Below are 21,262 nucleotides of genomic sequence, written 5' to 3' on the forward strand. Positions count from 1 at the left end.
AACTGGGGGTGATGTTCCACTACGGAAAGCTGAATATGGCGTTCTGAGCCTTCCCACCATGATCGGGGAAGACCCATTTATATACAGTATTATTATGGATGCCTGACATGAGCAGAGTTAATGTTGTCGATTGCCATGCCGATTTACCCCTGCCGCTGTTCGCCAGTACCGTGGCCTGCGGCTTTCCCAGCCCGGCTCAGGACTATGTGGAAGCGCGTATCGATCTTAATCATCTGGTGGTTCAGCGCCCCAGTGCCACCTATTTTGTCAAAGCCGCTGGCGAGTCGATGATTCAGGCCGGGATCGCCAGTGGCGATCTGCTGGTGGTGGATCGTTCCCTGGCCGCTCGCCATGGCGATATTGTCATAGCCGCACTGAACGGTGAATTTACCGTCAAGGAGCTACAGACCCGACCGCAGGTGCGGCTGGTGCCCCATAACCCCACCTGTCGCCCCATTGTCCCTGGCGAAGGGGAGAGTCTGGAGATCTTTGGTGTGGTGACCTGGATCCTGAAATCGGTACATCAGCATGTACGCACTGGTTGACGTTAACAGTTTCTACGCCTCCTGCGAAACGCTGTTCCGCCCCGATCTGAAAAACCGCCCGGTGATTGTACTGAGTAATAACGATGGCTGCGTGGTGGCCTGCAACACGCAGGCGAAACAGGCGGGGATCGCGCGAGGGGAGCCCTTTTTTAAGATTCGTCAGCGGGTGGAACGCTATGGCGTTCAGGTATTCAGCTCTAACTACGCCCTGTATGCTGATATGTCGGCACGGGTGATGACGATTCTGGAGGGTTTTTCCCCTGCGGTGGAGTGTTATTCCATCGACGAAGCTTTTCTGGATTTGCGCGGCGTAGCCGATCGCTACGCCCTGGGATGTGAGATACGACGCTGCATTAAGCGTGATACAGGTCTGACGGTCGGGGTCGGCATAGCGCCCAGCAAGACTCTGGCCAAGCTGGCGAACCACGCTTCCAGCCGCTGGCCAGCCACCGGCGGAGTGGTGGATCTTGCCGATCCGGCGCGTCAGCGCAGGCTGCTGGCGATTATGCCCCCCGAGGAGGTCTGGGGCGTCGGTCGCCGCCTGGGGCGCCGGCTCCATGCCATGGGTATCACCAGCGCACTGGCGCTGGCGCAGAGCGATCTCTGGTTTATCCGTAAGAACTTTAACGTGGTGCTGGAACGCACGGTGCGTGAACTGCGCGGCGAATCCTGCCTGGCGTTTGAGGAGTTCGCGCCAGCGAAACAGGAGATTATCAGCTCGCGCTCTTTTGCCGAACGGCTGATGGCGTATGAGCCGGTGCGCGAAGCGGTTTGTGCCTGGGCCGCCCGGGCGGCGGAAAAGCTGCGGGCAGAGCGTCAGTATTGCCGCTATGTAGCGACTTTCCTGAAAAACAGCCCCCACGACAGGCGCGAGCCTTACTACAGCAACAGCGCTGGCGTGCGGCTGCTGACGCCGACCCAGGATACCCGGGATATTATCGCTGCGGCGACCCGGGCGCTGGATGCGGTATGGAAGCCGGGGCCGCGCTATCTGAAAGTGGGGGTGATGCTCGGCGACTTTTACAGCCGCGGCGTGGCGCAGCTTAATCTGTTCGATCGCTATGCCCCCAGAGCCAACGGCGAAAAGCTGATGCAGGCGCTGGACGCCATTAACCGCCAGGGAAGGGGCAGGATCTGGTTCGCCGGGCAGGGCACTGGTGAACGCTGGGCCATGAAGCGCGCCTTTCTTTCCCCCTGCTATACCACGCGCTACGGGGATCTGCCGATAGCGCGTTGATCAGCCGTTATCCAGCAGCGCATCAACCAGGGTTTCAATACGGGGGCGATCCGGCAGTTCGGAGGCGAACAGTAGTCGATAGACCAGCGGTGCCACCAGGCGATCGAGGATTGCATCCCCTGCGGGAACCGTCTCGCCGCGGGCCTGCGCGCGCTGTCTGATGGCATCGACCTGTTCCAGAGTATAGGTGGTGCACTGTACCCGGTTCTGTGGTTTATCCACCGCCAGAACGGTACGTAGCATATTACGGCCGGGAACCGAGGATACCTCCTCGATATACTGCTCTATCCAGGCGATCAGATCGGCCCTGAAGCTGCCGTAGTCCTCCGGGGCGCGATCCGGGCGCAGGTTTTCCACTGCGACATCCGACAGCAGCTCCGCCAGAGTGCCCCAGCGTCGATAAATGGTGGAAGGGGTTACGCCCGCTCGCCCGGCGATAGCCGGAATGGTGAGCTGCTGCGCGTCGCCTTGGGCCTGGATTTCACGTACGGCCTGGTGAACGGCGGCCTGTACCAGCGCGCTGCGCCCGCCCGGTCGTGGCCCCGGGCGGCTTTTTTTGTTTTCCATTCAGCTCCTCTGATAAACGCTAAAAAATTGCTATTGCAAATAATTTGCGTTAGTGGGATAGTCCCGCCTATCGACAATTGCAAATTATTTGCTTTTAGCAGAGGTCATGTCGCTATGTCCAGTTTGTTGACTCAAAAAACGCGCCAGTCAGATGCCGCGCTGGTCGCACTACATGCCCAGACGTTGATGGTGACGCTGGCGGCATCGAGCGCTTCAACGCCACTTTATGCGCTCTACCAGGCAACGTGGACGTTCTCTCCTTTCCTGCTCACGGTGGCGTTTGCCGCCTATGCTATCGCGCTGTTACTGACGCTGCTGTTCGTCGGCCGCCTTTCAGATCGCATTGGACGGCGTCCGGTGATCCTGGGGGCCTTACTGTTTGAAGGCGTCAGTATGCTGCTGTTCCTGAACGCTTCCGATATTGGCTGGTTGATAGGCGCCCGCCTGATGCTGGGGGTAGCCACCGGGCTTGCCACTTCAGCCCTGAGCGCGGCCATTATCGATCTTTCCCCACGGCGCGGTGGCTTTATCAACGGCGTCTCGCCGCTGTTCGGCATGGGCGTTGGCGCGTTAGGGGGCGGGTTGCTGGCGCAGTACGCTCCCGCGCCGCTGCATCTGATCTATGCGCTGCTGCTTGGGCTATTTGCACTGCAGTTTATGCGCACCTGGTTTTCGCGCGAGACGGCAAGCGCGTTGCGTCCCGACGCCTGGCGGCCGCTGCCGAAGATAGCCGTTCCGCCAGCGGCGCGCGGCGCGCTGCTGTTGGTCAGTCCGGTGAACATCGCCGCCTGGGCGCTGTGTGGTTTTTATCTGTCGCTGATGCCTTCGCTATTGCTGAAGGTGACGGGGATAACGACGCTGGGATTTCCGGGACTGGTGGTGGCACTGTTGGCCCTTAGCGGCGCGGCGTCCGTTGTGGTTGTGCGGCATCAGCACGGCCACCGGGCGCTGGCGGTGGGGATACTCGCGATGATCCCCGGGGCGCTGTTGATTCTGGCGGGAATTATAGCGGGATCGGTTACGCTGCTGCTGGGGGGCTCGATCTTCGCCGGTGCCGGGCTGGGTGCAGGCTTCCTTGGGGCTATTAAAAGCGTGGCACCGCTGGCCGAGTCCCATGAACGGGCCGGGCTGATGGCGGTATTCTATATCGAAAGCTACCTGTCGAACGCGCTACCAGCCATGAGTGCCGGTCTGCTGGTGCAGTTGATTGGTTTAAAGGCAACTGCGGAAGCGATGAGTTTGCTGGTGTTAGGTCTGTCGGTGATGGCCGCCGTTGCCATACTGCGAATCAGACGGCAACAGATAAGGGATTGTGTCTCCTAAACCTGAATATGTTTAATCAGAAAGTCGACATCGGTGTGGTTTACAAACGTCATCGACCGGGAAGTGAGCAGGCCGAAGACCCGGTTCTTATGGCCGCAGATGACCAGATCCACGCCGTTATGGCTGATAAAACGACGCAGCTCTGCGATACGATCCTGTGAAAAGAGCAGGGTGGTGGCGACTGGCCAGTCCGAATTATGCGCCAGTTCGCTTAGCAGGGATTTGGCCTGAATGAGCTCCGAGGCGGCGGCGTCGTTCATCAGACAGTCGGAAACATAGTTCATCGCCCGATAGTCGATAGCGAAGTGGCCAAGCGTAAGTATTGCCTGGTCATTGGCGGCAATCTTACAGGCATGCTCCAGCAGCGGCAGGCCGTCCCCTTTATTACGCACCAGAACCAGCAAATGGTGATAGTTTTTCATGACGCCTTCCGGGACTGTCTCCTTGGCTGATACCGATAAGCGTAGCACAGTCAGGTATTAGGCTGGATGGGAAATCAGGGTCGCAACGAATGCACCAGGATGCTAAAAAGAGGGGGCGGGGGCACACCCGCCCGCGACAATTCACGACAATAAGATAATAAGGAGTCCGCCATGCCGCACGTCGATATTAAATATTTCCCGCGCAACCTGAGCGAGGAGCAGAAACAGGCGCTAAGCGATGATATTTACGCCGTACTGAACAAGCATCTGCAAACCAAAGAGCATTCCCTCTCCATCGCCCTGACCGAAGTGGCTCCGGAAGCCTGGAAAGAGCAGGTCTGGGATCCCATCATCCAGCCGTCGCTGGAAACCCTGGTGAAAAAGCCCGGGTATAGTATGTAACCGTTGGCGCCAGGAGCCGCCTGGCGCCTCACTTTCATTCGAAAGCTTTTTGCGACATCAGTTACGGTTGTTCTATACTGCCGCTCGTCATTTTTGCATTCCGGCACCGGAACAACGAGGTTGTATGAAGATTAAGCTCATCGCTGTGGATATGGACGGCACCTTCCTGAACGACAGGAAAGAGTACGATAAACAACGCTTTCTGGCGCAGTATGCCGCGCTGCGCGAGCAGGGCATCCGCTTTGTGGTCGCCAGCGGCAACCAGTACTACCAGCTCATCTCTTTCTTTCCGGAAATTCGCCATGAAATCGCCTTTGTGGCCGAGAATGGTGCCCTGATTTATGACCGTGACGAGCAGGTCTGGCATGCTGAACTGACGCACGACGACTATTTGTCCGTCCTGGACGCGCTGGATGATTTTCGCGGCACCAACTTTGTGGCCTGCGGCCTGAAGAGCGCTTACGTGCGCGAAGGGGCGCCGGAGGCTTTCCTGAGCCTGATGGCAAAGCATTACCATCGTCTGCAGCCGGTGCAGGATCTGCGAGCCGTTGACGACGTTATCTTTAAGTTTTCCCTGAACTTGCCGGATGCCGAAGTACCGGCGCTGGTACGCCAGTTGGATCATAAACTGGACGGCATTGTGAAACCGGTGACCAGCGGCTTCGGTTTCGTCGATCTGATTATCCCTGGCGCCCACAAGGCCAGTGGTCTGTCGCGTCTGTTAACGCGCTGGAATATTGAGCCACAAGCGTGCGTGGCGGTGGGCGACAGCGGCAACGATGTCGAAATGCTGGAGCTGGCGGGCTACTCCTTCGCGATGGCGAACGCCGCAGATGTGGTCAGCGAAGTGGCGAAATACCGGACCACCTCCAACAACGACAGCGGTGTGCTGAAGGTGATTGATGCCGTACTGCGGGGCGAAAAGCCGTTTAACGACTGACCGATACGTCGCCCAGTAAAAAGGCGATACTGCGGCCGCCCTGGCTTTGTTCCAGGGCGATTTTTACGATAATGGTCAGCGGCACCGACAGTAGCATTCCCACCGGCCCCAGCAGCCATCCCCAGAAGATCAGCGATAAAAATACCACCAGGGTGGATAGCCCCAGTCCTCGCCCCATCATACGCGGCTCCAGAATATTGCCGAACAGCATATTAATCGCCAGATAAAGGGCCACTACCAGCAGCGCGTCGTAAACGCCACTGAAAACCAGCACCTGGGCGACAGGCGGAATAGCCGCCAGCACGGAACCGATATTGGGGATGTAATTGAGCGCGAAGGCCAGTAAACCCCAGACAAAAGCGAAACGTACCTCAAGCAATGACAGCATGCCCCAGACTACAAGGCCGGTAACCAGACTGATGACGGTTTTCAGCACCAGGTAGTGGGTGACGCTATCCAGCGCTCGCTGAATGGCGCTCATACCTTCTACCGGACGGGCCATGAGCTGCTGAAGTTTGGTGGGTAACTGAGGCACTTCCAGTAGCATAAAGACGACGGTCAGCAATAACAGGAAAATGGACGACATGGCGTTAGAAAGCCGGGCCAGCAGGCTGGTGATTAGCGTCATCGCGGCGTTGGGGTCGATATATTTCACCACCTCGTCCACCGAGACCTGAATGCCCACTTTTTGTAGCCACGGCTCCAGAGTGGAAAGCGGTGCGATCAACGAGGAACGATACTGAGGCAGGGTGCGTGCCAGCTCATTCAGGGAGGTGCCAAGATAGGCCAGCAGCAGCACCGCCAGCATTACGATGGCGCCGACCAGCAGCACGATGGCCAGCGCCCGTGGGATACGGATACGTTCCAGCAGACTCACCACTGGGTTAAGAATGACGGCGATGAACAGCGCCAGGATGAAGGGGACTATCAGATCGGCGGCGACTTTAATCCCGGCCATCACAATCACCAGCATGCCCAGCATGATGACCAGTTTTAAAGCATTCAACGTAATAATGGGCTTTGCCATCCCGGCGACTCCGCGTAGTGGTGTTCGGCGAAAAATAGCATGTCGGCCGACATCAGGGAAATATCCTGGATAAAAATCATGTCCTGACGGTAAAGAACCGAAAATAAATTGAATATCAGAAGGGGCTTATGATAGAAAAGAGAGGTGTTTAGCTACCGGAGACAATTTTCTGTCCGCAACGATGAGAAGCAACCCGCGGATAAGTTGTACAACTTATGAATCAGACGCTGATGTCTTTATCCCTTTCCACTAATTGTTCTCTCTTCTCTGTCGCCAGCCTTTTTAGCGGCGAACAGCACTGGCGCAGCGCGCTTTAGTCCCAGCCTCTCCTGTTCGTGACCCGGCGTTTTTCCGGCGCGTCACGCTAATTTTTGTTTTATTTACTTTCTGTTAAACGTCATTTAACGGATCGACTTTATCATATTTACGTTCAGGAGAGCGTTATGCTGTACTGGCTATTTCTGGCCCTGGCAATTATTTGTGAAATCACCGGAACCCTGTCGATAAAATGGGCCGGTGAAACCTCTGGCGGCACTATTTTTATGCTGGTGATGATTGCCCTTTCTTATATTTTACTGTCCTTCGCCGTGAAGCGAATTGCGCTGGGCGTGGCTTATGCCATGTGGGAAGGCATTGGTATTTTGTTTATCACGCTGTTCAGCGTGCTACTGTTTGGCGAATCGCTACCGCTGCTGAAACTGGCGGGACTGGCGACGCTGGTGGCGGGGATCGCCTTGATTAAGTCAGGCACCCGTAAAGGCAACCGCGAGCAGGAGGTGGCCCGTGGCACAGTTTGAGTGGATTCACGGCGCCTGGCTGGGGTTCGCCATCGTGCTGGAGATTGCGGCCAATATTCTGCTTAAATTCTCCGATGGCTTCCGCCGTAAGCTTTTTGGCGTGCTGTCGCTACTGGCGGTGATGGGGGCCTTCAGCGCGCTTTCCCAGGCGGTAAAGGGAATTGAACTGTCGGTGGCTTATGCGCTGTGGGGCGGCTTTGGCGTGGCTGCCACCGTTGCCGCAGGCTGGGTTCTGTTCGGCCAGCGCCTCAACCATCGCGGCTGGGTGGGACTGGGCCTGCTGCTGGCAGGCATGGTGCTGATTAAGCTGGCCTGATGTGATGCGGGTCGGTGCGGCTTACTGCGCCAGCCCGTCCAGCTGTTCGCGAAAGGCGGTGACCGCAATGGCGCGGTTGTCCGCCCGGGCGCGATCTTCGGGGGCCGGAGCGGAACTCTGGATCCCAATCAGTTCCCAGTTGCCGTTACGTTTCAGCAGCAAAGGCGAACCGCTGTCGCCGGGTAGGGTATCACACTGGTGTGACAATACGCCCTGCTGGGCCCAGCCGGTAATCAGACATGCCTGATGCATATAGAGCGTATCCAGATGATCCTCCGGATACCCGGACTGCATCACCTTGCGGCCGGCCTCTTTCAGCGCGGCGGTCAGCTCGCTACGGCTGCCTTTAAATAGCGGTACCGGCATAATACCTGATGGCGCGTAGCGCAATACGATGAGCCCGTAATCATTCGCGGCGGCGGCGGGGGGGATAATCCAGCCGTCGCCGTCCGGCTTCAGTAACCGCCCCAAAGCGCTGGCCGGACGTCCTTCAATTCCGTGAATTTCATAGCGCCAGACCCCTTTTAACGACACAAAGCGTAGCGCTACCGCCCGATCCGGGGTGGCCTTAGGGGGAGAGAGCAGACAGTGACCGGCGGTTAATGCCAGATTCGGCGCGATAAGGGTGGCAGTACAGAGGTTACCGCTGGCGGTTTCCAGCTGTCCGATGGCGTCCCAGGGGGAAAGTGTGGCGTCGGCGACCGGTACGCGATCGTCCTGACCGAAAAAGAGCGTCTTAATTTGGGCGGCGCTGAGGTTGCCTGCATCGTCAGCCGTGGCCTTTACAGACACCAGACAGAGCGCACCCAGTAACAACACAATGGTTTTATGCATATCACTCTCAATGGCGATCTCGTGTAGAGCGTGTTCCTGAGTCCTAACTATAGCCGGGCCGGGCGCAAAGCGGTAGAAAAATCAGCGTGCTACGTTTTTATAGCCAGAGACAGGCGGTGAGGATCCCGCAGAGAATAAGAACGGTCAGGATAATTTCGAACAGATAGCGACGCAGCATGATGGGCAGCTCCGAAAAACGGTACCCTGGGCGGGCACCGTGCGGGGGATCGGTTCGAATAATGCGGCTATCAGGCGGCCGGTTTTTTAGCGGTGGGTTTGGTCGCCTGATGATGTTTTTTCTGCGGCGCTTTATGCGTCTGTTTTTTTGCCGCCTGGCCTTTCTGTTCAGCGGCTTTAGTTTTATGGTGGTGCACTTTTTTATGATGCTGCTGAGTCGCAGCCGGTTTTGCCGCCGGTGTGCCCTGAGCCGGGGCGGTATCGGCAGCGAAAGCGGCGGAAGAAAGCCCCATAGCGGCAGCGAGAGCCAGTGCGTATACCTTGTTCATTCCATCATCCTCATCTGATTTGTGGTACAGCCCCGACCGGGGCCGTTGACGTCACTATATGCCCCGCAGCCGGGGCATTCCGTGAGTGATTGGTATCGGCGTGTAACGCAATGTACAGCCTTTACAGATAGCGGGTTTCCAGATGACGGCGGAAATGGGCGGGATCGAAATCTTCATTGCTGGCGTGACGGATTAACTGACCGACAGGGAAGCGGCTGCCGTGCTGCCAGACGTTCTGACGCAGCCAGTCGAATAGCGCGCTGAGGTTGCCTTTTGCGATATCACGCACAAGCGCTGGCAGCGCCTGGTGGGCAGCATGGAACAGTTGGGCGGCGTACATGGCGCCCAGCGTATAGGTCGGGAAATAGCCGAAACCGCCGTCGGCCCAGTGAATATCCTGCATACAGCCGTCGCGGTAATTATCGCGGCTGGAAAGGCCGAGCCAGGCCTGCATTTTCTGATCCCAGAGTTCGGGGATATCGGCGACCCTGATATCGCCGTCGATCAGCGCGCGCTCTACCTCATAACGCAGAATAATATGGGCCGGGTACACGTTTGTAGAAAATGAGGTTTAATCATGGCGACTGGTAAACGTCCCGATGGTGAAATTTTTGCGTCTGGTGCGAAAGAGGGAGAGGTACAGGAATTTCCGGCAGTTCCTCGCGGGTGGGGGGCACCGTTGATGAACAGGATGCAGAGGGAAACTCAGTAACTGAGCCGACTAATGGCATCCCACCTATGGAGTGGTTCAATACAGTTCAAACACTGAAATTTGGTCGCCCAGTTTCAGGGTCTTTAAAGGCCATAATAGTCGGGTTGTACTCGGCTGTTTTGTCTCTGTATAGTTTAGTAATCATAAACAATGGAGCTATTCAGAGGGACAGACATGGCAGTCATTCCATTAATGCCACCCGAGGGATTTGCACTTGTTGCGCGGAATATTCGTGAGGCTAAGCGAAATGGTATGCCGCGCAACATGGCGACACCACGCGTTTATTACTGGTTTTATCAGATGGTCAGAAGCGGAGGCCCGTGGGACTATAAGCGGTACAATCGAGCCTGGGCCAACTTCGGAAATTTCAACTATGGCGCCACCGGAACCGCTGCGGGGATACCCCCGAATATTCTGCTGATGGGGGGAGGCTTCGCACAGGGGCGCGCCGGGACATCCAGAAAAGAGTGGGGACACTGGTATGAAAAACCACCCTACGGCGATGACCCTACCGACCAGTTCTGGATACAGCAAGGAATCGACTATGCAAACCAGCATCATTTTTAAAAATGCCCACCGGGTTCTGACCGCAGTTCTTTTAGTGATAGTCGTAGTCGGCTATTTCCTGTGGCGTTCTGATCAAGGGCCATATGATGACAGTCTGTACAGCAGGAAAGATCTGGGCGATGGCACCTGGCTTTATATCACGAAGTACAACAATGCCGGGGCTACAGATAGTGACGTTTATCGCTACTATCTCAATAAGAAACTGGATGATCCGATGCCAACGCTACAGGAAACAGGGCCGTTTCTGACGGCGGATACTGGCGATGCTAAGGTATCGGCCATCGGGCAGCGCGTTATAGTCAGTATGACGGGTAGAATTTACTCGTTCTCTAACTCGGATTTTTTCTATAACGGCTCTGTGGCAGTGATGCCGCGTATCGATATTCATGCTCAAGCCTCGAGCAATTATTAATCAAAAGCTTTCCCCAAAACTATTTTTAACTGGTGGATTTATAAAGGCTGATAACTGCACTATAGAGCGGAGAGTAAAGGGCGGAAAAGTTTTGGTATTTTACTGATATTTAAAGGTATTTTTTTGATTTCTCTACTTCTATGTTTCAAAAAAAGCTCTGGGATTCTGGATTGTGGTGGAGTGCGCCAGTTGAACCGGCTGACCTGACCATTCCCGGGGCAGCTAGCTCCTGCTCATAGCGGGCGTGACTGGTTTCGTGAATTACGCCCAGCAGAGCGCGGAACAGCCCGTCTTCGCTGTAGCGGGTGGTGATGCGAACATCTTCAGGCACGCCGCCGCAGAACGGGTGGGGGCTGACCTCCAGTCGACCGCCCTCGAAGTCAAATCCCAGCAGGGCCATCACCTCCATGCCCAGCGCCCGCTGTTACTCTACGGTAAATGGGCTGTGGGGCGCATCGGGGGATGCTGCGCCTGCTTTTCCAGCGCGCGCTGGAGCAATTGCGGCAGCCAGTCTTTCAGATCGGCGAACAGGGTATCGAGACGAGCGCTGGTCATTTCAGGCTCGTAAAGATCGAGCAGCGCGTCATAGCGCGAACAGCCCAGAGCATCGGCGCGGATGGCGGCCTCTTCGCGACTCAGGCGCACCACCTCCTGTAAATTGGGGGCGAATCCCTGTCAGTCGTTCGTTGGCCGGGCTGGCTACGCCAGACGTGTTCGTAGCGGCTGCCAGCCAGAGATTTGGCCTCGACCAGAGCGGCGGGCAGAATCGCGACCTGCTGATAGTGACGCCGCATTTCCCGCAGGTTGGCGCGCTGCAGATCGTCCAGCGATTCCAGATCCGCCTCCGCCAGCCAGTCGCCGACCCGTTTATCGGTCAGAATCTGATGTTGCAGAACGCTCAGTTCCGCCAGCGCTTCGCGGCGTGCCTGACTGCCGCCGGGGGCATCATCGTGTACATATCCCGGCCGGCGATAGGGGAAAGATGGCCAAAACGGGCAGGGCGGGTAAAAGTATGGGTAAGCTGTTGATAGTTTACCGGTTGCATAGGGCCTCATCCGGCGGTTTGCGAAGCTGGCAAGATAGCACTCAGTGAGGTAAAAAACGAGGAAGCGCGCCATAACGACGGTGGAAGAACAGCTAAGGAAGAAACGATGACTTTAGATATTCGCTCTATGACCCCTGAGGATACGCCGTCCGGTCTGGCGTTAAGCCAGCAGGTGGGCTGGCCGCATCGGCTGGAAGACTGGCGTCAGTCGCTGATGCTTGGGCAGGGGCTGGTGGCGCAAGAGGGCGGACGCATTGTTGGCACCACTCTGTACTGGCCATGGGGCGCGAGCTGTGCCACTGTGGGGCTGGTAATTGTCGATCCTGCCTGCCAGGGGCGCGGTATCGGGCGTAAACTGTTGCAGCTGGCTCTGGATAAACTGGAAGGCTACAACGTGCGCCTGCACGCAACAAAGATGGGGCAGCCACTCTATCAACAGTTCGGGTTTGCAGCGGTGGGGTGCGCCTCGCAGCACCAGGGCCTGGTGGCACCGTCATTTGTGGCGCCCACGCCGCGTTCCGGCACTTGTCTGCGCCCGGGGAATGAACGGGATGCTCCGGCGCTGACGACGCTGGACAGGCAGGCAAGCGGTCTGTACCGCCCGCAGCTTATTGGACTGTTGCTGGCCCGGGCCCGGGTTCTGGTGCTGGAAAGTGATGATGGCGAAGCGCTGGGGTTCGCCGCGCTGCGGCCCTTTGGCCGGGGGCTCTCTATCGGGCCGATAGTCTGTCCGAACGAAGAAGATGCCCGGGTGCTGGCCGGAGCCTTTATGGCGCAACGGCGCGGCGATTTTGTACGCCTTGACTGTGATAGCGCGTTACCGTTTTGTGACTGGCTGGCCCGACAGGGGCTGAGTGAAGCCGATGCGCCGGTAATGATGGTGCGCGGCAAGCCCTGGCAGGCTGAAGCAGGCACACCGCGTACCTTCGGGTTGATGAGTCAGGCGATGGGCTGATTCATCATCCTGTAAACATCACCGATACGCACAGCAGGCCGACCACCAGCGTAATCAGGTTCGCCAGCGAACGGTAGGGCCTGAGCGTCGGAATAATAAAAGTCGACAGGGTCGGCATAATAAACAGGATGATGGCGATAAGTGGCCCGCTAATGGCGGAGATCATCGAAATTGCATTGGGATTAATGCAGCACACCACAAAGGTAATACCAGAGAGGGTCAGCACTGAAATCGCCCGGTTAAAGGCCCGACTGCGTTTAACGCCCACCCGACCCAGCGCGGATTTAGTGATTTCCGTTGCGCCTTCGATAACGCCGAAATAGGTGCCCAGAAACGACTTGGACATGGCGACCACCGCCACAATGATGCCGGAAATACCCAGCCAGCCAGGGGCATCCGGCGTCATTGCCAGCGCGGAAAGAATCGTCAGCCCTTTTTCTTTTGCTTCCACAATATACGGGGCGGGAATCGCCAGCAGGCAGCTAAAGACAAAGAACAGCACGCTCAGGCAGATAATCAGGTAGGCCACTTTCATTATCTTCTTGCAGTTAGCCATGGCGCCGTCGCCGCAGCGCTGGCGGCGCGCCACCGCGAAGGTCGAGATAATGGGAGTATGACTGAAGGCGAAGACCATCACCGGAATAGAGAGCCACACCTGATGCAGGTTCTGGCTGGTTATCTGTAACTGGTCGGTAAAGTGTGCGGTTTGCCAGCTAGCGGTCAGCCAGAGCGACAGAAACAGAAAATAAGCGATAAGCGGAAACACCAGCATGCCCATCACCTTTATGGTGATATGGCGCCCGGTAAGGAAGATGAGATTCAGCGCCAGTACTACGGTAAAACTCACCAGAATGCGTACCGGGGTATCGACGGTAACGTGCTTTGCCAGTTGTTCCGTCAGTGAATTGGTAATGGCCACTGCGTAAATCAGCACTATCACAAAGAAGGCGACAAAATAGAGCGTGGTGATCAGGCTGCCGATTTTTCGGCCATAGTAGCGTTTTACCGCACCGGTGATCCCCTCTTCGCCGGAGGCGCCGGATGACAGAATAAACTGGCACAACGCCCGGTGGGGCCAGTAAGTTAATGGCCAGGCGACCAGTAACGTAATCAGCAGAACCACAGAGCCTGCGGCGCCCAGCTGGATGGGCAGGAACAGAGTACCCGCACCAACGGCAGTGCCATATAATGCAAAACTCCACAAAGTTTCTTCTTTTGACCAGATTTTAGACATCAGAATAGCGTTATTGACTACTAATTTGCGTTCAGGGTGGTGCAATCTACCACAAATGAGGCGGGGGCGGGCAGCAGAGTTTGATGCGGCGTATGGCAGAGGGGCTTGACCCTGTCTGGAGCGGCTGTTGGTTTGAGCGGTAACTGCGGCGTTGTGAATGGGGGCTTATTGGATGAAGCGTTGCCGGGAACGATGCCCCGGCATATTCTCAGGCACGGCTGCGGTGCAGGTGGTGGCCCACCAGCAGAGCGATTATCAGTAGCGCGCCGATAAAGGCAGTTACGCCATGCCAGCCGTAATCGTGCCAGAACCAGCCGCCGCTGGTACCCGCCAGGCTTGACCCCATATAGTAGCTGAACAGATAGAGCGATGAAGCCTGACCTTTAGCGCGGCGTGCCCGAATGCCGATCCAACTGCTGGCCACCGAGTGGGCACCGAAGAAGCCTGCGGTGAACAGCAACATGCCGGTGAAAATCAACCACAGCCAGCCGCTCAGGGTCATTAACAATCCTGCCAGCATAATGCCGGTAAACAGCAGAATAATCGGCCCGCGGCCGTGGCGCGCTGAAAGGGCGCCGGCGCGTGGGGAACTCCAGGTACCGGTCAGATAGGCGACGGAGAGCAGGCCGACCACGGCCTGACTCAGATGCCAGGGCGACTGCATCAGGCGATAGCCGATGTAGTTAAACAGGGTGACGAAGGCCCCCATCAGCAGGAACCCTTCAGCGAACAGCCACGGTAGCGCCCTGTCGCGCCAGTGCAGGCGGAAGTTGATAAACAGCGTTTTCGGGCGCAGCGAAGTGGGACGGAAGTGGCGCGATGCCGGCAGGATTTTCCAGAACATCAGGGCTGAAGCCAGTGAAAAGCCGGCGATAACCGCCAGCGCGATGCGCCAGCCCATCAGATCGGTCATCACGCCGCTCAGCAGGCGGCCGCTCATGCCACCAATGGAGTTGCCGCTGATGTACAGCCCCATAGAAAAGGCCGCCACGCTGGGATGCATCTCTTCGCTCAGCCAGGTCATGCCCACGGCCGCTACGCCACTAAGCGCCAGACCGGTCAGGGCGCGCATTACCAGAATGCCGTGCCAGCTGGTCATAATCGTCGCCAGCAGGGCGCAGCAGGAAGCGAGCAGCAGCGCGGTGACCATAACCGGTTTGCGGCCCACGGCATCGGATATCGGGCCGGTGAACAGCATTCCCACCGCCAGCAGCGCGGTGGTGATGGAAAGCGATACGCTGGCGCTGGCCGGTGAAATACCAAATTCATGCGAAAGGATGGGCAGAATAGGCTGGACGCAATATACCAGGGCAAAGGTGGCGAGTCCGGCGGAAAAGAGCGCCAGGGTGGCGCGCATAAAGGCAGGTGTTCCGCGCCGGATATGGCTGGCCGCTGCTGGCGCAGTCTCTTCGTCACGCATTCCGGTGGCGGAAGGGGCGACGGTAGTTGTACGACTCAAAATACTTCCTTAAATAAAAAAAGTGACCAGTATCACGTATTTATAGGGTAGAAAGTCGGGAATATTCTGTCTAATATATTAATAATCTCAAATAATATGTATTAAATATGAATATCGAGCTACGTCACCTGCGTTACTTTGTGGCGGTGGCGGAAGAACTGCACTTCGGGCGTGCCGCCGCGCGTCTGAATATCTCCCAGCCGCCGCTAAGCCAGCAAATTCAAACCCTGGAACAGGAGGTGGGAGCCCGTCTGCTGGCGCGTAATAATCGCAGCGTGCAGCTAACCGAAGCGGGTCGACAGTTTCTGGGGGATGCCCGTCAGATTCTGGGGCAGGTGGAGGCGGCGGCAAGCCGGGCCGCCCGCCTGCATCACGGTGAAACCGGTGAATTGCGCATCGGTTTTACCTCGTCCGCCCCTTTTATTCGCACGGTTTCCGACAGCCTGTCCACTTTTCGTCGCCTGTGGCCGGAAGTGCATATCGGAACGGTAGAGAATACCACCCGGGCGCTGATTGCACCGCTCAACGAAGGGGAACTGGATCTGGGGCTGATGCGTAATACGGTGCTACCGGAGACGCTGGACTGGCATCTGATTCTGCGTGAGCCGCTGCTGGCGGTGGTTCACCAGGATAATCCGCTGGCGCGACGGCCGCTGATTTCGCTATGCGATCTGGCCAGCGAACCCTTCGTTTTTTTCGATCCCCGGGTGGGAACCGGCCTTTATGACGATATCCTCAACCTGCTGCGCCGTCATGACGTTAGCCCCTATATTACTCAGGAGGTGGGTGAAGCGATGACCATTATCGGTCTGGTAGCGGCGGGGCTGGGGGTCAGTATTTTGCCTGCTTCCTTTCGCCGGGTGCAGCTGGCGGAAACGGTCTGGGTTCCCCTGAGCGAGCAGGAAGCCGTTTCCGAAATGTGGCTGGTCTGGCCGAAGCACCGGGAGATTGGGGCTGCGGCCCGCCGTCTGGCGCAGCTTTTAAAGGATAAAACGACGCAGGAAGTGCAGTAAAATGTGCGACAAATCACAAGGCTGGGTAAATATTTGACGCCGCCTTGCGAACTGATTCACCATAGCCCTGAATGTTTATTTCGAAGCGCGAAAAATAGGGAGTCCAGCAGTGGGGTCGGAGAGTCAGCCAGGGCATATCGATCAGATAAAACAGATTAATGCAGGGGCGGTCTACCGTCTGATCGACAGACATGGCCCGGTATCCCGCATCGATCTGTCACGACTCGCTCAACTCGCCCCCGCCAGTATCACCAAAATCGTTCGCGAACTGCTGGAAGCGCACCTGGTTCAGGAGACTGAAATCCAGGAGCCGGGTAGCCGCGGGCGTCCGGCCATTGGGCTGATGGTGGAAACCGAAGCCTGGCACTATCTGGCGGTGCGTATCAGTCGCGGCGAGCTGGCGCTGGGACTGCATGAACTGAGCGGCAAGGTGGTGGTGGAAGAGCAACTGTCGCTGGCCCCGGAAGCGGAGGAGCCTTTTGCGACCCGGCTGTGCGCTGAAATCGATCGCTTCTTCACCCGCCATCAGCACCAGCTGGAGCGTCTCACCGCTATCGCCATTACGCTGCCCGGGATTATCGATACCGCTAAGGGTATCGTCCGCCGGATGCCGTTCTATGAGGAGGTGCGGGATTTACCGTTGAGCGAATTGCTGGAGCTACGGATCGGCGTGCCGGTCTATATTCAACACGATATCAGCGCCTGGACGATGGCCGAATCCCTGTTTGGCGCCTCGAAGGGAGCCAGGGACGTCATTCAGGTGGTGATTGATCATAATGTCGGCGCCGGCGTTATCAGCGGCGGCCGCCTGCTGCACGGTGGCAGCAGCAGTCTGGTGGAGATTGGCCACACTCAGGTGGATCCTTACGGTAAACGCTGTTACTGCGGTAATAACGGCTGTCTGGAGACTATCGCCAGTGTGGAAAGCATTCTGGAACTGGCCGGGCAGCGTCTGGCCCAGTCAGGCAGTTCGCTGCTGAATGGCCGGTCATTAACCATCGCGTCGCTGTGCGAAGCGGCCCTGGCAGGGGATCCTCTGGCCCGGGATATTATTCAGGGAGTAGGGCTTAACGTAGGCCGTATTCTGGCGATTATGGTTAATCTGTTTAATCCGCAAAAAATTCTTATCGGTTCTCCGCTCAACCAGGCCGCGGAAATTCTCTATCCAACTATCATCGATTGTATTCGCCGCCAGGCGCTGCCCGCTTACAGCCAGCATATCGAGGTTAACGCAACCTGCTTCGATAACCAGGGGACCATGGCAGGCGCTGCGCTGGTAAAAGACGCAATGTATAACGGTTCGTTATTGATTCGTTTGCTTCAGGGATAACATTTTTCGCCCTTATCCATGAAAAATTGCGCTATCTCAATCCTGGGGTGGATTGCATATTTTAGACTTCCGTCACTGTATTATTTCCTTTTTGATATTTTCAGAGCATAACTGGCGGAGTGCTCCTATGCTGAAGCGTCTCTTTATTACAGGTACGGATACCGCAGTCGGAAAAACGGTAGTGTCGCGGGCGTTACTGCAGGCGTTGGCTGCCGGTGGCAGCAGTGTTGTCGGCTATAAACCGGTGGCGAAAGGCAGTCAGCAGACCCCCGAAGGATTACGCAATAAAGATGCGCTGGTGCTGCAGAGCGTTTCTTCCCTGGCGTTGCCATATAGCGCCATTAATCCCATAACCTTTAGCGAAGAAGAGAGCAGCGTTGCGCACAGCTGCGCGATTAACTACGGGTTGCTCTCTGAAGGGCTGGAGAGTCTGAGCGCTATGGTCGAACGGGTCGTGGTGGAAGGGACTGGCGGCTGGCGTAGCCTGATGAACGATCTGCGGCCGTTGTCCGACTGGGTGGTTCAGGAACAACTGCCGGTGGTGATGGTGGTAGGGATTCAGGAAGGCTGCATTAACCACGCGTTGCTGACGGCGCATGCCATTGCTAATGACGGACTGCCGCTGCTGGGCTGGGTGGCTAACCGAATAAACCCGGGACTGGCCCACTACGCGGAAATTATCGGCGTATTGCAAAAAAAACTAAATGCGCCGCTGCTGGGCGAACTGCCATATCTGCCGCGGGCCGAACAGCGCGATCTCGGGCACTATATCGATAAAGCAGCGCTGGAAAACGCGCTGTTGCAGGAAAGCGTCACGCTGTCATGAAAAAAAGCCGGAATCTGAATTCCGGCTTTTTATCCGCTAATCGATACTGACGATATTCAATGCCCGACGGGTACGTCCGGAGCTCAGGTAATCGGCGATGTAATCCTGGGAAATTTCGCCGCTGTAGCGTCCTTCTTCATCGACAATCGGCATCCAGACCATGTTGTGCTCATAGAGTTTTGAGAGCACCACCCTAAGATTATCTTCCGCCTTACCGGTGATCCGGAAATCATGCAGGATGTCACTGCAAACGCCAGTGGCGCCGCGTGCTTCCCGACGTTTCACAAAACCCAGCGGTTTGCCTTCATCATCCACCACGGTAATCGAACGCTGATCGTTGTCGTCCATAATGGCAAAGGCTTCCGCCAGCGGAGTATTGCGTTTAGCGGTAATGGTGGGCTGCCTGTCGGTAACGTCACCAGCCTGCACCAGCAGCAGGCGCTTCAGGGTTCTGTCCTGGCCGACGAAGCTGCCGACGAATTCATTGGCAGGCTTGGCCAGCAGCTCATCGGGGCTGGCGCACTGCACGATCTTGCCCTGACGAAATACCGCGATGCGGTCACCCAGCTTCAGCGCTTCGTCAATATCGTGACTAACCAGCAGAACCGTCTTTTTCAGCTGGCGCTGCATTTCCAGAAATTCATTCTGGATCGCTTCGCGGTTGATGGGATCGACGGCGCCGAATGGCTCATCCATCAGCAGAACCGGCGGATCCGCGGCCAGAGCGCGAATCACTCCGATGCGTTGCTGCTGGCCGCCGGACAGTTCTTTGGGGTAGCGGGGCAGATAGTGTTTTGGATCCAGCGCCACCATTGCCATCAGCTCGCTGGCTCGCTCGCGGCAGCGTTTCTTATCCCAGCCCAGCATGCGCGGCACTACGGTGATGTTTTCTTCGATGGTCATATTGGGAAACAGACCGATCTGCTGAATCACATAGCCGATATTACGACGCAGTGCTACGGTATCCATATCGCTGGTGTCTTTGCCATTGATAAATACCCGACCGTGGCTTGGCGCGATCAGTCGGTTAATCATCTTCAGGGTGGTGGTTTTGCCGCAGCCGGAAGGGCCGAGCAGGATACAGATCTCGCCTTCGGGCACTTCAAGGCTGACGTTGTCGACGGCGTTAAAAGTCTGGCCGTTTTTCTGAACGAACTGACGCGTCAGTCTTTCCAGCTTTATCATAGGTTATCTCCTGTTGCTGCTCCGCGATGGTCGCAGCGGCGAAAATTAGGCAGCTTAGCCGCGCGTCAATAGCTTCTGCACGCCGTGCAGTAACCAGTCCAGAATAATGGCAAGCAGGCAAATCAGTAGCGAGCCTGCAATCAGCATACGGATGTCGCTACCGCCAATACCGTTAATCAGCAGCAGTCCCAGGCCGCCGGCGCCGATAACGGCGGCGATGGCCATAACGCCGATGTTCATCACTACCGCAGTGCGGATACCGCCGAAAATGACCGGCAGGGCGATGGGAATTTCCACCCAGCGCAGGCGCTGCCAGAAAGTCATGCCGATACCGCGTCCGGCTTCTCGCAGTTCGGGAGGCAGGTTAGAGATGGCGGTCCAGGTATTACGTACGATGGGCAGTAGCGAATAGAGGAATACCGCCGCTACCGCAGGAACCACGCCAATCCCCTGACCTATCATTGAGAACAGGGGAATCATTAACCCGAACAGCGCGATGGCCGGAATGGTCAGTACGATGGTCGCCAGGCCCAGTACGGTGCTGGCCAGCGCCTTATAGCGTACGATGAAGATGCCCAGCGGTACGCCGATAATAATCGCCAGTCCTACGGCCAGCAGCACCAGCATCAGATGTTGCAGAGTCAGGCTTCCCAGATAACCGGCGTTATTGATCATATAGTCGATAGTTTCCATGCGTGCTCCTTACAGTAGACCTTTCTGCTTCAGGAAATCACGCGCCACCCGTTGGGGAGATTCGTGGTCGATATCCACCCGGGCATTCAGGGTGGAGATGGTTTCATTATCCAGTAGATCGGAAAGGGTGTTCAGCGCCTGCGCCAGACCCGGATTGGCCTCCAGGGTGTCTTTACGCACCACCGGCGTTACGGCATAGCTGGGGAAGAAGCCCTTATCGTCCTTAAGTACTTTAAGATCGAACCCCTTAACCCGACCGTCGGTGGTATAGATAAGACCGGCATCGACAAAGCCGTCGCGAATGGCGTTGTACACCAGACCGGGATCCATCTGGCGAATCTGCGGGCGATCCAGCACCATATTGTAGGCCCGCTGCAGCGGCTTCATGCCGTCACTGCGGCCGCTGAATTCCAGATCGAGGCCCAGTAGCCAGTTATGCTTAGGGTCGGTTTTACGAATTTGTTCAATTTTTGCCACCATCTGCGACATGGTGCTGATATTTTCCGCTGCGGCACGCTTGCGCTGCATGGCGAAGGCGTAGGTATTGTTCATCTTCGCGGGTTTCAGCCATATCAGACCGTGCCTGGCATCCAGTCTTTTTACGGTTTCATAAGACTGCTCCGGGCTCATCCGTTCCTTAATGTGGTTAAAAATAATCAGCGAGGTGCCGGTATATTCCCAGGTCATGTCGATCTGTTTGTTGATCATCGCATTGCGGGAAATGACCGTGGCGATATTGGTTTTCGGCTCCACCTGGAATCCCTTTTTTTGCAGATAGAGCACCGTCATGGCCGACAGAATGTGCTGTTCGGTAAAGCTCTTGGTCGCCAGCACCAGCGGCGCCGCCTGAACGGAGCCGGCCAATAGTGTTGCGGCAGCCAGGGTGGTGCATAACAGCGTTTTTAGTTTCATTAT

General features: G+C 56.7%; 27 protein-coding genes and 1 pseudogene. 13 read left to right on the forward strand and 15 right to left on the reverse strand.

Annotation, left to right across the window (positions count from 1 at the left end):
- The first annotated feature begins 107 nt into the window (after positions 1–107).
- Both umuD and umuC read left to right on the forward strand, forming a co-directional pair.
- Positions 108–545: a translesion error-prone DNA polymerase V autoproteolytic subunit gene (umuD, locus tag V3W49_RS15375; RefSeq protein WP_500146664.1), complete on the forward strand. Its 438-nt coding sequence runs from the start codon at positions 108–110 to the stop codon at positions 543–545.
- Positions 529–1,782 carry a translesion error-prone DNA polymerase V subunit UmuC gene (umuC, locus tag V3W49_RS15380; RefSeq protein WP_500146665.1) on the forward strand — a complete coding sequence of 418 codons (1,254 nt, stop codon included), beginning with the start codon at positions 529–531 and terminating at the stop codon, positions 1,780–1,782. The genes umuD and umuC overlap by 17 nt, the downstream gene beginning before the upstream one ends.
- Here umuC and V3W49_RS15385 read toward each other — a convergent pair whose 3' ends face one another.
- On the reverse strand, positions 1,783–2,349 hold the full coding sequence (locus tag V3W49_RS15385) for a TetR/AcrR family transcriptional regulator (RefSeq protein ID WP_500146666.1): 567 nt from the start codon (positions 2,347–2,349) through the stop codon (positions 1,783–1,785).
- A 114-nt stretch (positions 2,350–2,463) separates the two neighbouring features.
- Here V3W49_RS15385 and V3W49_RS15390 point away from each other — a divergent pair, with 114 nt between their 5' ends.
- Complete coding sequence (locus V3W49_RS15390) at positions 2,464–3,672, forward strand: MFS transporter (protein WP_500146667.1); 1,209 nt, start codon at positions 2,464–2,466, stop codon at positions 3,670–3,672.
- Here V3W49_RS15390 and V3W49_RS15395 read toward each other — a convergent pair.
- The gene (locus V3W49_RS15395) at positions 3,669–4,094 is read right to left on the reverse strand and encodes a universal stress protein (RefSeq protein ID WP_500146668.1); all 426 of its coding nucleotides are present in this window, start codon (positions 4,092–4,094) and stop codon (positions 3,669–3,671) included. The genes V3W49_RS15390 and V3W49_RS15395 overlap by 4 nt on opposite strands.
- 171 nt (positions 4,095–4,265) lie before the next feature.
- Here V3W49_RS15395 and pptA point away from each other — a divergent pair, with 171 nt between their 5' ends.
- Entirely contained in the window at positions 4,266–4,496 is a 231-nt protein-coding gene (gene pptA, locus V3W49_RS15400; RefSeq protein WP_500146670.1) for a tautomerase PptA, read from the forward strand.
- 124 nt (positions 4,497–4,620) lie between these two features.
- Positions 4,621–5,436, forward strand: coding sequence for a Cof-type HAD-IIB family hydrolase (locus V3W49_RS15405; protein ID WP_500146671.1), 816 nt, complete (start codon positions 4,621–4,623; stop codon positions 5,434–5,436).
- Here V3W49_RS15405 and V3W49_RS15410 read toward each other — a convergent pair.
- Positions 5,426–6,463, reverse strand: coding sequence for an AI-2E family transporter (locus V3W49_RS15410; protein ID WP_500146672.1), 1,038 nt, complete (start codon positions 6,461–6,463; stop codon positions 5,426–5,428). The two genes, V3W49_RS15405 and V3W49_RS15410, sit on opposite strands and share 11 nt — an antisense overlap.
- Positions 6,464–6,906: 443 nt before the next feature.
- Here V3W49_RS15410 and mdtJ point away from each other — a divergent pair, with 443 nt between their 5' ends.
- Positions 6,907–7,260 carry a multidrug/spermidine efflux SMR transporter subunit MdtJ gene (gene mdtJ, locus V3W49_RS15415; protein ID WP_500146673.1) on the forward strand — a complete coding sequence of 118 codons (354 nt, stop codon included), beginning with the start codon at positions 6,907–6,909 and terminating at the stop codon, positions 7,258–7,260.
- Complete coding sequence (gene mdtI / locus V3W49_RS15420) at positions 7,247–7,576, forward strand: multidrug/spermidine efflux SMR transporter subunit MdtI (protein ID WP_500146675.1); 330 nt, start codon at positions 7,247–7,249, stop codon at positions 7,574–7,576. The genes mdtJ and mdtI overlap by 14 nt, the downstream gene beginning before the upstream one ends.
- A 21-nt stretch (positions 7,577–7,597) precedes the next feature.
- Here the strand turns inward: mdtI and V3W49_RS15425 are convergent, their stop codons facing one another.
- From V3W49_RS15425 to V3W49_RS15440, 4 genes and pseudogenes are all read right to left on the reverse strand, one after another.
- Positions 7,598–8,410 (reverse strand): trypsin-like serine peptidase, encoded by an 813-nt coding sequence (locus V3W49_RS15425; RefSeq protein WP_500146676.1) that lies wholly within the window; start codon positions 8,408–8,410, stop codon positions 7,598–7,600.
- 97 nt (positions 8,411–8,507) lie between these two features.
- Positions 8,508–8,588, reverse strand: coding sequence for a small membrane protein YdgU (ydgU, locus tag V3W49_RS15430; RefSeq protein WP_500146753.1), 81 nt, complete (start codon positions 8,586–8,588; stop codon positions 8,508–8,510).
- A 70-nt stretch (positions 8,589–8,658) separates the two neighbouring features.
- Positions 8,659–8,916, reverse strand: coding sequence for an acid resistance repetitive basic protein Asr (gene asr / locus V3W49_RS15435; RefSeq protein ID WP_500146677.1), 258 nt, complete (start codon positions 8,914–8,916; stop codon positions 8,659–8,661).
- A 121-nt stretch (positions 8,917–9,037) separates the two neighbouring features.
- Positions 9,038–9,466: pseudogene (locus tag V3W49_RS15440) on the reverse strand (carboxypeptidase M32); the annotation flags it as partial.
- A 336-nt stretch (positions 9,467–9,802) separates the two neighbouring features.
- Between V3W49_RS15440 and V3W49_RS15445 the strand changes: the two are divergent.
- On the forward strand, positions 9,803–10,195 hold the full coding sequence (locus tag V3W49_RS15445; protein ID WP_500146679.1) for a polymorphic toxin type 44 domain-containing protein: 393 nt from the start codon (positions 9,803–9,805) through the stop codon (positions 10,193–10,195).
- Positions 10,173–10,607, forward strand: coding sequence for a hypothetical protein (locus tag V3W49_RS15450; RefSeq protein WP_500146680.1), 435 nt, complete (start codon positions 10,173–10,175; stop codon positions 10,605–10,607). The genes V3W49_RS15445 and V3W49_RS15450 overlap by 23 nt, the downstream gene beginning before the upstream one ends.
- Positions 10,608–10,752: 145 nt before the next feature.
- On the opposite strand, the gene V3W49_RS15455 is transcribed toward V3W49_RS15450, so the two are convergent.
- From V3W49_RS15455 to V3W49_RS15465, 3 genes are read right to left on the reverse strand one after another with little or no spacing between them, the layout of a single operon-like run.
- On the reverse strand, positions 10,753–11,016 hold the full coding sequence (locus V3W49_RS15455) for a hypothetical protein (RefSeq protein ID WP_500146681.1): 264 nt from the start codon (positions 11,014–11,016) through the stop codon (positions 10,753–10,755).
- A 20-nt stretch (positions 11,017–11,036) separates the two neighbouring features.
- Complete coding sequence (locus tag V3W49_RS15460) at positions 11,037–11,252, reverse strand: hypothetical protein (RefSeq protein WP_500146682.1); 216 nt, start codon at positions 11,250–11,252, stop codon at positions 11,037–11,039.
- Complete coding sequence (locus tag V3W49_RS15465) at positions 11,243–11,662, reverse strand: hypothetical protein (protein ID WP_500146684.1); 420 nt, start codon at positions 11,660–11,662, stop codon at positions 11,243–11,245. Before V3W49_RS15465 ends, V3W49_RS15460 begins: the two co-directional genes overlap by 10 nt.
- Positions 11,663–11,758: 96 nt before the next feature.
- Here V3W49_RS15465 and V3W49_RS15470 point away from each other — a divergent pair, with 96 nt between their 5' ends.
- Entirely contained in the window at positions 11,759–12,607 is an 849-nt protein-coding gene (locus V3W49_RS15470) for a GNAT family N-acetyltransferase (RefSeq protein WP_500146685.1), read from the forward strand.
- A 4-nt stretch (positions 12,608–12,611) separates the two neighbouring features.
- On the opposite strand, the gene V3W49_RS15475 is transcribed toward V3W49_RS15470, so the two are convergent.
- Together V3W49_RS15475 and V3W49_RS15480 are read right to left on the reverse strand one after the other, a co-directional pair.
- Positions 12,612–13,841, reverse strand: a complete 1,230-nt coding sequence (locus V3W49_RS15475) for an amino acid permease (protein ID WP_500146686.1) — start codon at positions 13,839–13,841, stop codon at positions 12,612–12,614.
- 208 nt (positions 13,842–14,049) lie between these two features.
- Positions 14,050–15,300, reverse strand: a complete 1,251-nt coding sequence (locus tag V3W49_RS15480) for an MFS transporter (RefSeq protein ID WP_500146688.1) — start codon at positions 15,298–15,300, stop codon at positions 14,050–14,052.
- Positions 15,301–15,407: 107 nt separating this feature from the next.
- On the opposite strand from V3W49_RS15480, the gene ynfL reads away from it, so the two are divergent.
- The 3 genes from ynfL to bioD all read left to right on the forward strand — a co-directional run bounded on the left by ynfL (position 15,408) and on the right by bioD (position 18,469).
- A complete protein-coding gene (ynfL, locus tag V3W49_RS15485) occupies positions 15,408–16,313 on the forward strand; it encodes a multidrug efflux transcriptional activator YnfL/SxtR(Kp) (protein WP_500146689.1) in 906 nt (301 codons plus the stop codon).
- A gap of 109 nt (positions 16,314–16,422) precedes the next feature.
- A complete protein-coding gene (mlc, locus tag V3W49_RS15490; RefSeq protein WP_500146691.1) occupies positions 16,423–17,643 on the forward strand; it encodes a sugar metabolism global transcriptional regulator Mlc in 1,221 nt (406 codons plus the stop codon).
- A 127-nt stretch (positions 17,644–17,770) separates the two neighbouring features.
- Positions 17,771–18,469, forward strand: coding sequence for a dethiobiotin synthase (bioD, locus tag V3W49_RS15495; protein WP_500146692.1), 699 nt, complete (start codon positions 17,771–17,773; stop codon positions 18,467–18,469).
- 36 nt (positions 18,470–18,505) lie between these two features.
- Here bioD and osmV read toward each other — a convergent pair whose 3' ends face one another.
- Genes osmV through V3W49_RS15510 form a run of 3 tightly spaced genes read right to left on the reverse strand, consistent with a single transcriptional unit; the run spans position 18,506 to position 21,259 of the window.
- Complete coding sequence (osmV, locus tag V3W49_RS15500; RefSeq protein ID WP_500146693.1) at positions 18,506–19,654, reverse strand: osmoprotectant ABC transporter ATP-binding protein OsmV; 1,149 nt, start codon at positions 19,652–19,654, stop codon at positions 18,506–18,508.
- Positions 19,655–19,708: 54 nt separating this feature from the next.
- Positions 19,709–20,347, reverse strand: a complete 639-nt coding sequence (gene osmW / locus V3W49_RS15505) for an osmoprotectant ABC transporter permease OsmW (RefSeq protein WP_500146694.1) — start codon at positions 20,345–20,347, stop codon at positions 19,709–19,711.
- A 9-nt stretch (positions 20,348–20,356) separates the two neighbouring features.
- A complete protein-coding gene (locus V3W49_RS15510; protein WP_500146696.1) occupies positions 20,357–21,259 on the reverse strand; it encodes a glycine betaine ABC transporter substrate-binding protein in 903 nt (300 codons plus the stop codon).
- Positions 21,260–21,262: the final 3 nt, after the last annotated feature.

Source organism: Rosenbergiella sp. YN46 (assembly GCF_036620675.1).
GTDB lineage: Bacteria > Pseudomonadota > Gammaproteobacteria > Enterobacterales > Enterobacteriaceae > Jejubacter.

Coding starts and splice junctions, on each gene's coding strand:
- V3W49_RS15510 (WP_500146696.1), bottom strand. CDS start 21,259: ATGAAACTAAAAACGCTGTTATGCACCACCCTGGCTGCCGCAACACTA.
- V3W49_RS15385 (WP_500146666.1), bottom strand. CDS start 2,349: ATGGAAAACAAAAAAAGCCGCCCGGGGCCACGACCGGGCGGGCGCAGC.
- V3W49_RS15450 (WP_500146680.1), top strand. CDS start 10,173: ATGCAAACCAGCATCATTTTTAAAAATGCCCACCGGGTTCTGACCGCA.
- ydgU (WP_500146753.1), bottom strand. CDS start 8,588: ATGCTGCGTCGCTATCTGTTCGAAATTATCCTGACCGTTCTTATTCTC.
- mdtJ (WP_500146673.1), top strand. CDS start 6,907: ATGCTGTACTGGCTATTTCTGGCCCTGGCAATTATTTGTGAAATCACC.
- V3W49_RS15475 (WP_500146686.1), bottom strand. CDS start 13,841: ATGTCTAAAATCTGGTCAAAAGAAGAAACTTTGTGGAGTTTTGCATTA.
- pptA (WP_500146670.1), top strand. CDS start 4,266: ATGCCGCACGTCGATATTAAATATTTCCCGCGCAACCTGAGCGAGGAG.
- V3W49_RS15390 (WP_500146667.1), top strand. CDS start 2,464: ATGTCCAGTTTGTTGACTCAAAAAACGCGCCAGTCAGATGCCGCGCTG.
- osmW (WP_500146694.1), bottom strand. CDS start 20,347: ATGGAAACTATCGACTATATGATCAATAACGCCGGTTATCTGGGAAGC.
- V3W49_RS15405 (WP_500146671.1), top strand. CDS start 4,621: ATGAAGATTAAGCTCATCGCTGTGGATATGGACGGCACCTTCCTGAAC.
- osmV (WP_500146693.1), bottom strand. CDS start 19,654: ATGATAAAGCTGGAAAGACTGACGCGTCAGTTCGTTCAGAAAAACGGC.
- V3W49_RS15465 (WP_500146684.1), bottom strand. CDS start 11,662: ATGAGGCCCTATGCAACCGGTAAACTATCAACAGCTTACCCATACTTT.
- ynfL (WP_500146689.1), top strand. CDS start 15,408: ATGAATATCGAGCTACGTCACCTGCGTTACTTTGTGGCGGTGGCGGAA.
- bioD (WP_500146692.1), top strand. CDS start 17,771: ATGCTGAAGCGTCTCTTTATTACAGGTACGGATACCGCAGTCGGAAAA.
- V3W49_RS15455 (WP_500146681.1), bottom strand. CDS start 11,016: ATGGAGGTGATGGCCCTGCTGGGATTTGACTTCGAGGGCGGTCGACTG.
- umuD (WP_500146664.1), top strand. CDS start 108: ATGAGCAGAGTTAATGTTGTCGATTGCCATGCCGATTTACCCCTGCCG.
- asr (WP_500146677.1), bottom strand. CDS start 8,916: ATGAACAAGGTATACGCACTGGCTCTCGCTGCCGCTATGGGGCTTTCT.
- V3W49_RS15470 (WP_500146685.1), top strand. CDS start 11,759: ATGACTTTAGATATTCGCTCTATGACCCCTGAGGATACGCCGTCCGGT.
- V3W49_RS15425 (WP_500146676.1), bottom strand. CDS start 8,410: ATGCATAAAACCATTGTGTTGTTACTGGGTGCGCTCTGTCTGGTGTCT.
- V3W49_RS15445 (WP_500146679.1), top strand. CDS start 9,803: ATGGCAGTCATTCCATTAATGCCACCCGAGGGATTTGCACTTGTTGCG.
- V3W49_RS15395 (WP_500146668.1), bottom strand. CDS start 4,094: ATGAAAAACTATCACCATTTGCTGGTTCTGGTGCGTAATAAAGGGGAC.
- V3W49_RS15410 (WP_500146672.1), bottom strand. CDS start 6,463: ATGGCAAAGCCCATTATTACGTTGAATGCTTTAAAACTGGTCATCATG.
- umuC (WP_500146665.1), top strand. CDS start 529: ATGTACGCACTGGTTGACGTTAACAGTTTCTACGCCTCCTGCGAAACG.